Genomic DNA, 14726 nt, shown 5'->3' with positions numbered 1-14726 from the left:
TATCGACGCGGTCACGTGAAAACGTTTCTGCTGTCACCGGAATTATGCCTGACGCTACCCGTGAATGACAAGGGTGTAATCCATTCGTTCGGCGTGTTGCCAGGCAATAGTAAAAGGTGACCGGATGCATCCAATTCCCGATGCATCCGGTCACCTTAACGGTGTGATTGCGCTATGAGCGCGGGAATTGCACGAGCCCCATTTCAGCGGGCGAGCGCAGCAGCGAGTGTTGTGGAACCGCGCGCACGGTAAAGCCGAACTTGCCCGGCACATCGAACGGCACCTGCGCGACCCAGCGGCCGGCCTCGGCATCGTCGCGTCTCATGGGCAGGGCCCGCGGTTTTTCGAGGTCGCCGAACTCGTTTACTTCGCCGATCAGCGCTTCAACGCGAACGTCCTGCTCTTGCAGGTCACCGAGCTCGACGTGGGCGCTCAGCTGCACGTCGTTGCCGGTGGTGGGCTGGGCGGTCTCGTTGCGTACATCACGCACCACCACCTGCGACCAGGCCTGACGCACCCGCTGCTGCCATTCGGCGAATTCGCGCGGAGCCGACAGGTCGCGCACGGCGCGCGATGAACGGCCGGCGGGGATGTATAGCTCGGTGCAGTAGTCGCGCACCATACGTTCGGCGGTCACCTGCGGGCCAACTTCCGACATTGACGTGCGAACTCGGCTGACCCACTCCTTGGGCAGGCCGGTCGCGTCGCGGTCGAAGAACATCGGCGCAATCTCGAACTCGATGAGGTCGTAGAGCGCTTCCGATTCGAGCAGGTCGCGCTGGCGCTGGTCATCGGTAGGCACATCGGGGATGGTCCAACCGTAGCGATCGTCGCGCAGCTCATCCCACCAGCCGTCCGAGGTCGACAGGCTGAGGCAGCCGTTCATGACGGCTTTCATACCCGAGGTGCCCGAGGCTTCCTGCGGGCGGATGGGGTTGTTGAGCCAGATGTCGCTACCGGCGACCAAGAACTTGGCCATCGTCACGTCATAGTCGGGCAGGAACACCAGACGGTCGCGGACACCGGCCTCGTCGGCAAAGCGGATGAGCTCTTGCAGCAGCTGCTTACCGCCCATGTCGGCCGGGTGGGCTTTACCGGCGATGATGATCTGCACCGGGCGGTCGGGGTTGGTGAGGATGCGGCGCAGACGCTCGGGGTTCTGCAGCATCAGGGTGAGCCGCTTGTAGGTTGACACGCGGCGGGCAAACCCGATGGTGAGCGCGTTGGGGTCGAGCATCGACCGAGTCCAGCCGAGCTCTGCTTCTTCGGCGCCGCGGTCGAGCCACGACTGGCGCACCAGGCGGCGCGCGCGGGTAACCAGGTCGGCACGCAGTTCGTTGCGGATGCGCCACAGTTCTTGGTCACCTACGGCATCGGCTTCGTGCCAGTGGTTGGCGGTGGCGAGTTCACGGCCGCCGCTCATGGCTGCAACCACCGATTTCATCGCACCGCGCGTCCAGGTTTGCGAGTGCACGCCGTTAGTGATTGACGTGATCGGCACCTCGTCGATGTCGAAGTTCGGGTAGAGGTTGCGGAACATGCTGCGCGACACGGCACCGTGCAGTTTTGCCACACCGTTGGCGTACTGCACCATGCGCAGGCCGAGGTGCGCCATGTTGAAGCGCGACGGGTCTTCATCCGAACCAAGTTCGAGGATGCGCTGCACCGGCACTCCCCCGGCAACCAGTTCGCTGTGGCCCTGATCGTTGCCCTGCAGGTAGCGCTGCACGAGGTGCAGGTCGAAGCGGTCAATACCGGCAGGAACGGGGGTGTGCGTGGTGAAAATTGTCGAAGCGCGAACCACCGCCAGCGCGGTTTCAAACGATTCGCCCTGCGCCATGATCTGCCCGATTCGCTCCACTCCGAGGAAGCCGGCGTGGCCCTCGTTCATGTGGTAAACGTCAGGGTGCGGCTGACCCGAGATTTCGCAGAAGCGCTGCACCGCACGCACACCGCCAACGCCGAGCACGAGCTCTTGTTTGATGCGGTGCTCAACATCGCCGCCGTAGAGACGGTCGGTGATTGAGCGGAAGTCTTCGGGGTTCGAGTCGATATTGGTGTCGAGTAGCAGCAGGGTGGCGTTACCCACCACTACCTTCCACACGGCAACGTCGACGGTGCGGTTTTCGGGGAATTGGATGCCGACGTGCAGCTGCTCCCCCTGCTCGTCGAGCACGGGTGCCACGGCGAGACTGTCGGTGGGGTGGGTGGTGTAGTTCTCTTGCTGCCAGCCCTCGCGTGAAAGGGTCTGCGAAAAGTAGCCGTAGGTGTAAAGCAGACCGATGCCGATGACCGGGGCGCCCAGGTCGGAGGCCGACTTCATGTGGTCGCCCGAGAGCACGCCGAGGCCGCCCGAGTAAATCGGCAGCGACTGGGCGATACCGAACTCCATCGAGAAGTAGGCAACGGTGGTGTTGGCGTCTTCAGTGCCACGGGTCTGTTTGGCATACCAGCGGTCTTGTTCGAGGTAGCTTTCGAGCTCTTCGAGTTCCTGTTCCATCCGGTGCAAAAAATCGGCGTCGGTGGAAAGTTCACGAAGGCGCGACGCGGGCAGCTGCTGCAGCAGCTGGATGGGGTTGTGCCCGGTCTCACGCCACAGGTGGTCGTCGATTGAACGGAACAGTCGTTCTGACTGCGGCCGCCAAGTCCACCGGAGGTTCATGGCGATGGTTTCGAGGGGCTTGAGCGCTTCGGGAAGTACGCTCTGGACGTCAAGAGAATTGAATGCCTTCACACCTGTCAGGGTAGCCAATCAAGTAAACGGCATATGGGCACCTGGCAGATAGATGCCGAACATTCAACGGTTGATGCGGACGCTGCCCACTGCGCATCCCGAAACAGCGGCCGACGCGACCGTGGCGGTTGGCAGTCCTTGATGGCCGCTGAAGTGTCAAGACGCACTCACGAGTTGGTGGGGTGGACGGGACTTGAACCCGTGACCGATGGATTATGAGTCCACTGCTCTGACCTGCTGAGCTACCACCCCATGGACGTGACCATATTACGCGGTCGCGTCGCTGTCGGTGCAATGAAGGCCGACCGCTGCGCCGGCTACGGGCGCACGTTGCCGTCGCCGTGCACGAGCCACTTCGTGGTGGTGAGTTCGGCGAGCCCCATCGGGCCACGGGCGTGAAGCTTCTGGGTTGAAATTCCCAGCTCAGCTCCCAGCCCGAACATGCCACCATCCGTGAATCGCGTGGATGCGTTCACCATCACGACCGCGGCATCCACCTCGGCAGTGAATCGTTCGCTCGCGGCAAGCGACTCGGTGATGATGCACTCGGTGTGCCCGGATGAATAGCTGCGAATATGTTCGATTGCCTCGTCAATAGTGTCGACCGCACGCACGGCAAGTTCGTAGTCGAGGTATTCAGTTTCCCAATCGGTTTCGGTGGCCGCTGCAACTTTCCCGCCGCCGGGAATGAGATTGCGGATGCGATCATCGGCGTGCAGGGTGACGTTCCGTTCGGCGAGTGCCGCATACATGCGCGGCACAAACGCCTCCACCACATCCGCGTGCACCAGCAGGGTTTCAACCGCGTTGCACACGCCAACTCGCTGGGTTTTGGCGTTGATCACGATCCCTAACGCATGATCGAGGTCGGCGTCCGCATCCACATAGATGTGCACGTTTCCGGTGCCGGTTTCGATTGTGGGCACGGTCGACTGTTCCACAACGGTGCGGATGAGCCCCGCTCCCCCTCGCGGCACCAGCACATCCACGAACCCGCGGGCGCGCATCAGCGCCACCCCGCCCTCGCGACCATAATCATCCACGCTCTGCACGAGCTCGCGCGGCAGCTTCACCTGTTCGAGAGCATCCCCAAGCACGCGCACGATCACCCGGTTTGATTCCAGCGCCGCTGAACCGCCGCGCAGCACCACGGCGTTACCCGACTTCAATGCCAGCCCGGCCGCGTCGACCGTGACATTCGGGCGGGCCTCGTAAATCATGCCGACCACACCCATCGGCACTCGCTGCTGACGCAGCCGGATTCCATTCGCGAGTGTCGAACCGCGCACGATTTCACCAACCGGGTCGGGCAATGCCGCCACCTCTCGTAGCGCAGCGGCGATGCTCGCCACGCGCTCGGTGGTGAGTTCGAGTCGATCGAGCAGGCCGGCACTCATCCCGCTGTCGCGACCGCGCTGCAGATCGAGCGCATTCGCGGCGATAATTTCGTCGCTGGCGGCAATCAGCGCGTCGGCGCAGGCAAGAAGCGCGGCGTCTTTGGTAGCGCGGGTGGCGGTGGCGAGCGATCGAGCGGCAATCTTTGCCTGCTTGGCGATTTCGAGCACCTGTTGCTCGATTTCGTTGGCGGTCAGATCGGTTTCGGATACGGCGGCGTTGGCGTTCATATCAGGAGTCTAGCCATACCGGCCGCAGCCGAGGCAGCTATTGCCCCGGCAAAGCTATTGCGTTGTGTGCTGGTTCCGGCCGACGATGACCATATCGTCACGGTGCACAATGGCACGCACCTTGCGCACGCCACGTTGCTGGCTCAGCTCACCGCTTGACCGGCCGAGCATTTCGGGCAGTTCGTCGGCATCGTAGGCGATGATGCCGTGTGCTACAGGTTCACGGTCTTCGGTAATCACTTCGATGGGGTCGCCAGCGACGAACGTGCCCTCGACCTCCCGAATACCAGCCGCGAGCAGCGATGCACCCCGCTCACGCAGTGCTTCGGCAGCGCCCCGGTCGATAATGATCCGCCCGTTGAGTCCGGCCGCGTGCTCAAGCCAGGCCTTACGGCGGCTAGAACGCCCCGCCTGCGGCACAAACCAGGTGCCCACATCCTCGCCATCAATGAGCGCGCGATGCGCATTGGCGGCGGTGGTGAGCATCACGCCAATACCCGAGCTCGTGGCGATCTCGGCCGATTGCAATTTGGTGATCATACCGCCGGTACCGAAGGTCGAACCGCGGCCGGTAACTGTCACGTCGGTGAGCGCGCTCAGATCGGTAACGAGCGGGATGCGTTTTGCCCCGGCCGTCACCGGCGGCGCGTTATACAGGCCGTCGACGTCGGTGAGCAGCACCAGCGCATCCGCGTGCACAATCTGTGCGACGAGCGCCGCAAGTCGGTCATTGTCACCAAACCGCAGTTCGCTCGTGGCCAGCGCGTCATTTTCGTTGACAATCGGCACCGCGCCAAGTTCGAGCAGCCGCTCCATTACCTGCACCACATTGCGGTGCCGGTCGCGACTGACGGTGTCGCCGGCGGTCATGAGAATCTGCCCCACCGTGATGTCGTAGGCCGCGAACGCATCGGTGTAGTGCGCCATGAGCGCTGATTGGCCAACAGCCGAGGCTGCCTGCGCGGTCGCAACCTCAGTTGGCCGAGCATCCAACCCGAGCGGCATGAACCCAGCGGAAATACCGCCGGAGGTGACCAGCACCACCTGGGTGCCGCGTTCCCACACCTGCGCCAACACATCCACGAGCTTGCGCAGCGCCGGGATATTGAGTCTGCCGTCAGTGCGAGTCAGCGATGATGATCCGATTTTGACGACCACCCGCTGTGCCCGCTGCAAAAGCGAGCGATCAGCCGCCACAGTGTCGGTTGCGGCTACGGTCTGGGGGTACGAACGCGGATCGGTCACCCCTCTATTGTGCCGTGTCTGGCCGCACCGTCGGAATCGATCCGGTTACCGCCTCGACCACGTTATCGAGCGAGTGGTCTTGTTCATTGGCCGAGTCTTTGGCCACATCATCGGCGCTCTCACCCCGATAAAGACGCTCAAAAAGCGTCATAGTGGCATCAATATCGTGCATATCAACCATGTCGTATCCGGCACGGCCCATTTTGACGCGCTGCTGGTGTGATGCATCCAACACCCGCTGCAGCGCCTCGGCGCAGGCATCAACGTCGTTCGGCGGGAAAAGATAGCCGTTCACTCCGTCGTGCACGAGGTGCGGCAGCGCCATTGCGTTTGCGGCCACCACCGGCAGCCCGGATGCCATTGCTTCCATAGTTGCGATTGATTGCAGCTCGGCAGTTGAGGCGATCGCGAACACTGTGGCGTCACGGTAGATACCGCGCAGCTGTTCGTCGGACACCCGCCCGTGAAACACCACTTGCTCGGCAACACCCTGTTCTTTGGCTAGCCGTTCGAGCGAGCCGCGCAGATCACCATCACCCACAATGTCGAACCGCAGTTCGGCGTGATTTGGCAGTTTGGCAAACGCTTTGATGAGCACATCGATGCGTTTTTCGCCGGTCACTCGACCAACAAAGGCGATGCGTTTGACCGGTTTCTCGTTCCAATCGGCGGTGTAGTCACTCTTACGCAGCCCGCACGAGATCGCCAGCACATGACCGATCCCGCCGTTTGATTCGAGAAAGTCTGCCGCCCGGCGTGTTGGGGTTGTGAGCGCATCGGTGACCGCAAAAGTTTTGCGTGCATCCGCCCACCAAATCTTTGATCCGAGTCGCTGCAGCGGTTTGATCAGCATAGTGTGCTCGAGCAGGTTTTCGAGCATGAGGTGATTGGTGCCGATGACGCGCAGCTCGGGGTAGGCGCGCGCCTCACGCACGACGGCACGTCCGAGCACAACTGCCGACTGATAGTGCACGACATCGGGTTTGATCTCGGCGAGTTTTTTGCGCATCCAGTGCCGTGCCCGCCACGGCTTTACATAGCGCAGCCAGTCGTGAGGCCACCAGCGGTCAGATGGCAGGCGGTGCACGGTGAACGTCTGCCCGTCGTAGGTTTCCTGCGCTGTGCCGTGGTAGCGGTCGGCTGAGGGCACAACCACGTGCACGTCGTGCCCGCGCGCCGCCATTGATGAAGCGAGGTTGACCGTGAATTTTGCCGCTCCATTGATGTTGGGCGGAAAGGTGTCTGCGGCGATGAGTAGCCGCAGCGGCTTGCTGTCGTGGTCCCGATGCTCGCGCTGCTGGTTGGCCACGCGGTTATCTGGAGTTTCGGGACTGGTTGACGCTTCGGGGCTGGTAGGCACTGGGTCGGTCCTTGTCTGATTACGGTCGACAGACGATCTTAGTTGAACCCCGGCTCGAAACGGCATCACCCCGGGGTAGCAAAGTAGGGTGTTTCTATGACGATTTTGCCCATCCAAATTTATGGCGAACCGGTGCTGCACGATGTTGCCGAACCCATCAGCGAAATCAATGATGGGGTGCGACAGTTGGTTGCCGACATGTTCGAGACCATGGATGCGGCACCGGGAGTTGGTCTTGCCGGCCCGCAGGTGGGCGTCAACAAGCGACTATTTGTGTATGCCTGGGAAGAGCCGGGCCTGTCGGTGCGGGATGTGGCGATCAACCCCGAGCTATGGCTCGCCCCTGTCGTGCCCGAATCGATCGACGAGGTTGATCCCGACGAAGAAACCGAGGGGTGCCTTTCGTTCCCCGGTGAACGGTTCCCGCTGCGTCGCTCGCATCGGGTGCTGATGCGCGCAACGAATCTGGACGGCGAACGGTACGAACTCGAGGCTGAGGGCTGGCTGGCGCGCATCCTGCAGCATGAGAACGACCATCTCGACGGCGTGATCTATATCGACCGGCTGGCGAGCAATGACTGGCGAATGGCGCAAAAAATTCTTCGTAAACGCCGCTGGGGCGTGCCGGGATGCTCATGGCTGCCGGGCACTGACGACCTCGAGGGGTAGCTTGGGCGGTGCTTTGACCGCTATCCGAACCATTCGCGTTTTTCTGTGAATACGCTTGGCATCGGGGAGTTTTTAGGCTTGTTTTTGCATCCCTCGCTGCTATGGTGACCGCAACCTCGACGACGTTGTCGCCGGTTACCGCAGACGAAGGAGTGCGCATGCCGCTCTACGAATTTAAATGTCCCGAGCGCCACGTGTCCGTGGCCTTGATGCCAATCTCAACCGCTACGCGTGAGCGGGAGTGCCCCGATTGCGGTGCGACCGCTCACCGCCGCATCAGCGCGCCGACGGTGTTCACTGCAAACCGCGCCGCGGTTGCTGCCATTGACGCTACAGAACGCAGCGCACATGAGCCCCAGCTGGTATCGGGCCTGCCCACGAGCGGTGCAAAGTCACCGACCCGCGTGACACACGATCCGGCGCACCGAGGCCTTCCTCGCCCCTAGCTCCAGTTCCAACAGATACCCATCGCTCAAAGGAGAGACATGCCGAAAAATCTGTTCCCCCTCGACTCGTCCAAGAGTTTCCCCGAACAAGAGATTGTTGGACACAACCGCTGGCACCCGGATATTCCCGCAGCGGTCACTGTGAACCCCGGAGACTCATTCCGCATCGATTGTCGAGAGTGGTTTGACGGTTACATCAAAAATGATGACAGCGCCGAAGATATCCTGACCGCGCCGGTTAGTAAGGTGCACGCACTTTCGGGCCCGTTCCACGTCAAGGGCGCCAAGCCCGGAGACCTGCTCATTGTCGATATTCTCGACATTGGCGCGATTCCTCAGGAGGAGGGCCCGCTGGCCGGCCAGGGCTGGGGCTACACGGGAATTTTTGCAAAAAACAACGGCGGTAGCTTCCTGGTCGACCAGTTCCCCGACGCGTACAAGGCAGTGTGGGATTTCAATGGCCAAACGGCAACCTCGCGACACATTCCCGGGGTCTCGTTCACCGGCATCATCCACCCGGGGCTGATGGGCACGGCGCCATCTCATGAACTGCTCGCGAAGTGGAATCAGCGTGAGGGCGACCTGATCGCCACTGACCCCAACCGGCTGCCGCCGCTGGCACTGCCGCCGGAGCCGCAGGACGCAATTCTCGGTAGCCTCACCGGCGCAGACTACGAGCGCGTCGCTGCCGAGGGCGCCCGCACCGCTCCTCCACGTGAAAACGGCGGTAACCAAGACATCAAAAACCTGTCAAAGGGCACGCGCGTGTTCTATCCCGTGTTCGTTGACGGGGCGAATTTTTCGGTCGGTGACCTGCACTTCTCGCAGGGCGATGGTGAAATCACCTTCTGCGGTGGCATCGAGATGGGCGGCTACATTGACGTGCACGTGGATGTGATCCCCGGCGGTATGGATAAGTACAACGTTAAAGAAAACGCCATCTTCATGCCCGGTAACGTTGAGCCACGCTACAGCGAGTGGCTTTCGTTCTCTGGCACTTCAGTGACGCTGGATGGTCAGCAGCGCTATCTCGACTCGCAGCTCGCCTACCAGCGCGCCTGCCTGCACGCGATCGACTACCTGAGCACCTTTGGTTGGACGCCCGAGCAGGTGTACCTGCTGCTGGGTGCCGCGCCGATCGAGGGCCGCCTGTCTGGCGTTGTCGACATTCCGAACTCGTGCGCAACCGTGTACATTCCCACCGCGATCTTCGATATTGATGTGCGCCCGAGCGCCGGCGAAGTTCCGCGGATCGATCCCGGTATCGGCGCGCCCCGCGCGGCGAACCGCTAACCGTATTCCCCATTCAAACGCCGGGGCGGTGTCGAGCTCTTAAGCTCGGCCCCGCCCCGGCGTTTTTGTTGTGTTGGATACCCGGCTGCTGAGCAGTACACACATCTATCAAGACAGTCGGTACGTCGCCCAGCTCTGGGTTTTAATTTTCGGCTTCCGCCCCCTGCTTACGGCGAATCATCAATAGCCACAGGCCCAGCCCGGTGATCATCACCGTCAGCGCGATCAGGGTGTGTTGCCCCTCAGCACCGGTACCGGCGAGCCCGTTGTTGTCAGTCTGATTGTCTGCTGCGTTGCTGGATTCTTCGCCGCTGGTTCCTGTCTCCCCCGGTGGAATCGGAGCGCCGGTGGCATCGTCTCCGGGTTGCTCATTGTCACCAGGGTTCTGACCGTCGCTCGGCGGGGTCGACGAGTCTTTCTCGCTTACCTCGACCTTGATCTCGGCCGTGATACCGCCGGTGGTCACGCTGATGGTCGTGGCACCCTTCGCAATGGCCGTAACCTCGCCAGTAACCGGATCAACGGTGGCAACCTGTGGGTTGGAGCTCGACCACACATGCGAGAGCGGTGCCTGCACGGGCATGACCGGCGGATTATCGTCACCCTTACCCGCAGTGTTGATTGCGGTCGCTGTGTATTGACGGGCGTCGCCGACAGGCAGCGGCTCGGGATCGGTGTTCGTCGATCGACCGTCAACCGGGCCCTGCTTATCTCCCTGATCGATCTCCACCGATTGCAGCAGCGGTTCAACCGTGTACTGCACGGTACCGTCCGGGTTTACGTGAAAGAGAGCGAAGTGGTAGAAGCCGCCCTTGTCTGGCGCAGTGTAGGGTGGCGTGCCAATATCTGCCACCGTGAACTGCGGGATACCCGTTTCAGCGGTGCCGGGTCGGCCCATCGGGTCGATGAACTGGCTGGCGAACCCTCGAGAATGGCCGTAGAACACCACTACTCGTTTGTCGGGGTGCGCCTGCTTGTAGTTATCGATGATTTGCAGGAACTGCTGCGCTTCCCAACGGTTCTGGAACTGGTTCGATTTGTTTGGGAGCGGGTCATACGCGGGCCAGTGCGTGGAAATAAACACCGTCTTGGTCGATGCTGACTCGAGTTCATTGACAAACCAGTCGTACTGATACTCATCCGGTACCTGCTGGCTCTGGCTGGCCGTCACTCCACCGCGCGAGCTGTCAACAGAGATAAACGTTGAGTCACCTTCAACAAAGCTGAAGTGTGTGTCTTGCCCGAATACGTCGTAGAAATTACCGTCGGCCGGAAGCGCGCCCTGGCTTACCTCGTGATTTCCGACGACGTCATACAGCGGTACGCCAAAGCCTTCCCACTTGTCCTTTGCAAACTGCAGGTTGTCAACATCCCCGGTGTCGGAGATATCTCCGAGGCTCACGGCAATTTCGGGCCGACCCTCTTCCGCGAGCGGTGCGACAGTCTGCCCGGCTTGGCTGGTGTAAGTCTCCCCCTTGGTGCGCTTGACCATATTGTCGACGTTGACCGCGCTGGATGATTCGGGCTGAGCAGCAATCAGGTGACCGTCATCACCCATGATGTACGTGGTGCCGCCAGGTTTGAACGCCTCGGCACTATTTTCATACTGCAGCCAGTCAGGGTTGCCAGAGGCGATGGGCTCGTAGTCATCCTCGGCTGCGCTCGGCGGGTAACTCAGTTCGGCTTTGGCAAGTTTGAAAGTGCCCGAACTCGCTTCTTTAGCGTTTTGTCCCACCCAGCGAATATTGCTGAAGTGCAACGGGTATTCGGTCAGCTTCCCCCAGCGCACCTTTTTGCGGATGGTGATCCACTTGTTGTACTGGTCAGGACCGATTTCTGACCAGAGAGCCTGCACCTGACCGTTCGCATCCACGAGATTGTTTACGAGCCAAGCCGGTTGCGGATTCTCGGCATCGTTTTCAATTTTCACAGTGAAGTACACGTAGGTTGGCGCGATACCGTTTCGCTGTGGCACCTCAAAACTCGTGTCGCCATCTGGCAAAATCGTTACTGAGTGCTGTTTCGGGTCATTGGGGAACGAAAAGTCGAAACTCACCGAACTCGACTGGTCGGAGCCTTCCGGCACATCATCGGATGCAACAAACCCGCTTTCGGGTTGAGTCGTCGCGCCGTCCTTGGGCTCGGTCTTGAACTTCGCAGGGTCATCCGCAACGAAGATCGTCTCGTAGTTAGAGCCCGAGCTGATTTGTGTGCTTGTTTTCTGTTCGCCGAGCGCGGCAGTCACCGTCACAACGCCTGCTCCAGCCTCCGCTGCACTGTAACGGCCATCCTTGCTGATCTCGCCGAGCTCTGCATTGTCAATCGACCACTCGACCGACCCGGCGGGCAGCGCGACTTCCTGACCGTCCTTGATGCCGACGAGTGTCAATTGCTGTTCATCGCCATTGTCGACACGTGGACTATCAGGACTGATAGCGAGGCTGTCGAAGTCGCTGATGACCTCCACGTCAATCGTCTGTACGATGCCGTTGACGCTGGCGGTGAGGGTCCCGGTTCCTGCCTCCTTAGCGGTGAAGGTACCGTTCTCCCAGCTGCCGAGTGACTCCGGAGCAACCGAAACGTCCACCGTGTCCCCGGTGGGATTGCCATTGCTATCGGCGGCAAATGCACTCACCGAGGCTTTGGCACCGGCGGCCACCTGTAGCGGTTCGTTTCCGTTCAAATGTACTGATGTGGCAGAGCCGATCTCAGTGGCGGTGCTGTAAAGGAAGATTCCGTCCGAGACTGGACGTTCGGGGCCGCCTCCGGTTGCCGGAGTGTTCGCGACGGTGGTTTGGGTGTCTCCCGGCACGCGGGTAACCATCGTGCTGGATCCGCCACCGTCAAGCAGCACTGCATCCGTGATGCCGAGTGATTTCAGATAGTTGGCAACGTACTTCCAGTTGACGCCCAACGCAGTGTCGGCAGGCTGACCACCGTCAAAGGTGATCAGCACGAGCTTGCCGTTGCGATCAATACCCGCGGCGGTTTCGGGATGCACTTTTTTGAGTGACGGCATTTGATGATGAGGGTCGTCAAACACCTCACCGTCCTGCAAGATTCGTCCCGGCCCCTGCACCATCTCGGCGATGTCATTGTTGGGTGCGATCTTCGATTCTGTGGTGATGGTAGAACCAGCCGCTGCGTTGTCGTGCAACCACTTGGCGCCCGAGCTGTCTGGTCCACCCGCGAGCAACCCGTAGGTTCCCTCAGGTAACTGGTCGAGTGCAGCGACGGTTTTCACTTCGCTAACCTGGATGGTCTTGCCGCCATCGGTGGAGGCACCGACGGCGAGAGTCTTCTCACCTTCAAGCCAGGTGCTGGCGACCTCGCCGAGACGCGGAGTGACCAGCGTAATCTGGTCTTCGCTCGCTCGGTCGATCCAGTTGATTGAGTCGAGCGCGTGTGTCCCTTGAGTTCCGGTGATTGTGCCGGAAAATTCTTGTTTGCCGATCTTGATCGAGCCGTCTTCAAGTACCGAGAAGGTGCCTTCCTGGTCGTGAGCCGGGCTCTTCCAGATTTCACCACCTGAGATATAGCCGAGGTTCGGTTGCCCGGACGCGTTGATGCGGAAATAACCGCCATTCACGCCAGCAATCGCTCCGGTGCGGTTAGCCATAGACGAAACCGCTTCGTTTTCGGGATCAATGATTCGATCATGTGAGCTGACGGTTCGCACCGCAACGTTGGGGTCGTTCGTGTCAGCGGTGACTATGTTGATGGGCTGGTGCCCTTCTACCGAGTCAATGATTTCCTCGGAGTATTCCACTCCATTGGTGAGCTGTAGCGGGGCGGTTGAGGTTCTTTTCGTGATCGTCGCCCAGCCCTCAATCTGTTCAGGCATCCAGGTGTCAGCGGTCGACGCGGCCTGAACTGGGCTGACTCCAGTCAGCAGCAAGGCGAATGCCGCAATGGTGGAGGCAACCAAAGATCGGCTGCGGTTCGAGCGAGTGGCAGTACGTTTCGCGGGCATGCTGGCTCCAAATAATCGGACAGTCGCTGCGATGCGACCAAAACACAGACGCCTCTTGGTTAATGATCGCGTGTTAATTAAACGCACACGCGGAATGAACGATGAACCACAGCAAAGTGTCGACCGGGTAAGAACCGCCGATCAGCGAGAAGAAGAGGAAGACGATCCAAGCGCTCGCTTAGAAACACTCCACGGAAAAATGCGCTGTGCGGGAGGCCTCTTCAGTGGCCCTCCCGCACTTTTGCTTTGATGTTCAGCTCCCCGAGTTGGACTCGAACCAACAACCTGCCGGTTAACAGCCGGCTGCTCTGCCATTGAGCTATCGGGGAAGGCAACTACGCCAGACTAGCACGCCCCGCAAGACAAGTGAAATCGCTTCCGTCCGGCGTGTCGAACCCCACTACTGGGCATAGAGCTCTGGTCGCCGTTGACCGATCTGCATCGACGGATGTGCACTGCGATCCGCACACTCCAGCTCGACTACAACCGAAACCTCACCGCTGTCGGCAAGCTGCACAAGCACCGAACCATCAGCGGCTACCGCACGGCTGCCGCCGCAAAAATCGAAGCCCGATTCGGCACCGCAACGGTTGCTGTACGCCAGCGGCAGTGCGTTTTCAAACGCGCGAGCCCTACACGCGAGCAGATGGTCTTCGTAATACGGATGCATATTGGCACTCCCCGCGAGAATTACCTCGGCTCCGCGCAGCGCCAGTGTGCGCGATACCTCGGGGAACTCGAGCTCGAAGCAGTTCACGATCCCGGCGCGCAGCCCGCCAATCTCCACCGGCTGCAACTCGTCACCGACACTGAATGCCTCGGTCTCCCCACCGAACAGGTGGGTTTTGCGCACGCTCGCCGCCTGGCGGCCGTGTTCGTCGATAACGAGCATCGAGTTGAACACCCGCTCACCGTCGCCCTCGATATAGCCAAACACCGCCCCACACCTGGCGGCGCGGCACGCATCCGCAATTGCCGCCAGGCGGGCGTCCGTGCGCGGCAGCGCAAGCTCAGCGACGTTCGTGAACGTATAGCCGGTGAGGAAGAGCTCGGGCAGTAGCACCACCTCGGCGCTGCTGCCGTGCACGAGCTCAATCACGCGCCGCACATTGTCATCAATAGCTCCCGGTACCGGGGCTGCCAGCACGATTTCAACGCTCAACTGCTGTTTCATCATCCCTCGCACCTATCGCTAGTAGCCCAGCACCGGGTCGGCAATACCCACAAACTCACCAGTGCGCAAAAACGCTGCCACGTTCAATCGCACGCGCTCGGCAAATAGCGGCGCAACCTGCTCGGGAGTGTCAGCGGTGTGCGGCGTGATCAAACAGCGATCGTTCTGCCACAGCGGATGCTCGGCAGGCAGCGGCTCGGGATCGGT

Annotated in this window: 9 protein-coding genes, 2 tRNA genes and 1 pseudogene; 3 read left to right on the top strand and 9 right to left on the bottom strand. The window is 60.8% G+C overall.

What is annotated here, in order from left to right:
- Positions 1-172: 172 nt before the first annotated feature.
- The 5 genes from glgP to PV375_RS03615 form a co-directional block, all read right to left on the bottom strand.
- Positions 173-2734: an alpha-glucan family phosphorylase gene (gene glgP, locus PV375_RS03635; RefSeq protein ID WP_332106171.1), complete on the bottom strand. Its 2562-nt coding sequence runs from the start codon at positions 2732-2734 to the stop codon at positions 173-175.
- A gap of 175 nt (positions 2735-2909) precedes the next feature.
- A tRNA-Ile gene (locus PV375_RS03630) sits at positions 2910-2986 on the bottom strand.
- A 65-nt stretch (positions 2987-3051) separates the two neighbouring features.
- On the bottom strand, positions 3052-4359 hold the full coding sequence (locus tag PV375_RS03625) for a glutamate-5-semialdehyde dehydrogenase (RefSeq protein ID WP_332106170.1): 1308 nt from the start codon (positions 4357-4359) through the stop codon (positions 3052-3054).
- A gap of 54 nt (positions 4360-4413) precedes the next feature.
- The gene (gene proB, locus PV375_RS03620) at positions 4414-5604 is read right to left on the bottom strand and encodes a glutamate 5-kinase (RefSeq protein WP_332106169.1); all 1191 of its coding nucleotides are present in this window, start codon (positions 5602-5604) and stop codon (positions 4414-4416) included.
- A 4-nt stretch (positions 5605-5608) separates the two neighbouring features.
- Positions 5609-6964, bottom strand: a complete 1356-nt coding sequence (locus PV375_RS03615; RefSeq protein ID WP_332106168.1) for a glycosyltransferase — start codon at positions 6962-6964, stop codon at positions 5609-5611.
- 96 nt (positions 6965-7060) lie between these two features.
- Here PV375_RS03615 and def point away from each other — a divergent pair, with 96 nt between their 5' ends.
- From def to fmdA, 3 genes are all read left to right on the top strand, one after another.
- On the top strand, positions 7061-7633 hold the full coding sequence (gene def, locus PV375_RS03610; protein ID WP_332106167.1) for a peptide deformylase: 573 nt from the start codon (positions 7061-7063) through the stop codon (positions 7631-7633).
- Between the two features lie 101 nt (positions 7634-7734).
- Positions 7735-8079, top strand: coding sequence for an FmdB family zinc ribbon protein (locus PV375_RS10530; RefSeq protein ID WP_442903924.1), 345 nt, complete (start codon positions 7735-7737; stop codon positions 8077-8079).
- A gap of 39 nt (positions 8080-8118) precedes the next feature.
- Complete coding sequence (fmdA, locus tag PV375_RS03605; RefSeq protein WP_332106166.1) at positions 8119-9372, top strand: formamidase; 1254 nt, start codon at positions 8119-8121, stop codon at positions 9370-9372.
- 142 nt (positions 9373-9514) lie between these two features.
- Here the strand turns inward: fmdA and PV375_RS03600 are convergent, their stop codons facing one another.
- From PV375_RS03600 to PV375_RS03585, 4 genes and pseudogenes are all read right to left on the bottom strand, one after another.
- A complete protein-coding gene (locus tag PV375_RS03600) occupies positions 9515-13345 on the bottom strand; it encodes a phosphodiester glycosidase family protein (RefSeq protein ID WP_332106165.1) in 3831 nt (1276 codons plus the stop codon).
- A 257-nt stretch (positions 13346-13602) separates the two neighbouring features.
- A tRNA-Asn gene (locus tag PV375_RS03595) sits at positions 13603-13674 on the bottom strand.
- 71 nt (positions 13675-13745) lie between these two features.
- The gene (locus PV375_RS03590) at positions 13746-14522 is read right to left on the bottom strand and encodes a nitrilase-related carbon-nitrogen hydrolase (RefSeq protein WP_332106164.1); all 777 of its coding nucleotides are present in this window, start codon (positions 14520-14522) and stop codon (positions 13746-13748) included.
- A gap of 15 nt (positions 14523-14537) precedes the next feature.
- Positions 14538-14726, bottom strand: a pseudogene (locus tag PV375_RS03585) (hydroxyacid dehydrogenase); the annotation flags it as partial.

The organism is Gulosibacter sp. GYB002, assembly GCF_036577665.1.
Classification (GTDB): Bacteria; Actinomycetota; Actinomycetes; order Actinomycetales; family Microbacteriaceae; genus Gulosibacter; species Gulosibacter hominis.
This window is presented reverse-complemented; position numbering and strand designations above follow the sequence as displayed.

What these genes read in the sequence shown, in the direction of transcription:
- PV375_RS03625 (WP_332106170.1), bottom strand. Translation starts at nt 4,359, where the DNA reads ATGAACGCCAACGCCGCCGTATCCGAAACCGATCTGACCGCCAACGAA.
- def (WP_332106167.1), top strand. Translation starts at nt 7,061, where the DNA reads ATGACGATTTTGCCCATCCAAATTTATGGCGAACCGGTGCTGCACGAT.
- PV375_RS10530 (WP_442903924.1), top strand. Translation starts at nt 7,735, where the DNA reads ATGGTGACCGCAACCTCGACGACGTTGTCGCCGGTTACCGCAGACGAA.
- fmdA (WP_332106166.1), top strand. Translation starts at nt 8,119, where the DNA reads ATGCCGAAAAATCTGTTCCCCCTCGACTCGTCCAAGAGTTTCCCCGAA.
- PV375_RS03600 (WP_332106165.1), bottom strand. Translation starts at nt 13,345, where the DNA reads ATGCCCGCGAAACGTACTGCCACTCGCTCGAACCGCAGCCGATCTTTG.
- PV375_RS03590 (WP_332106164.1), bottom strand. Translation starts at nt 14,522, where the DNA reads ATGATGAAACAGCAGTTGAGCGTTGAAATCGTGCTGGCAGCCCCGGTA.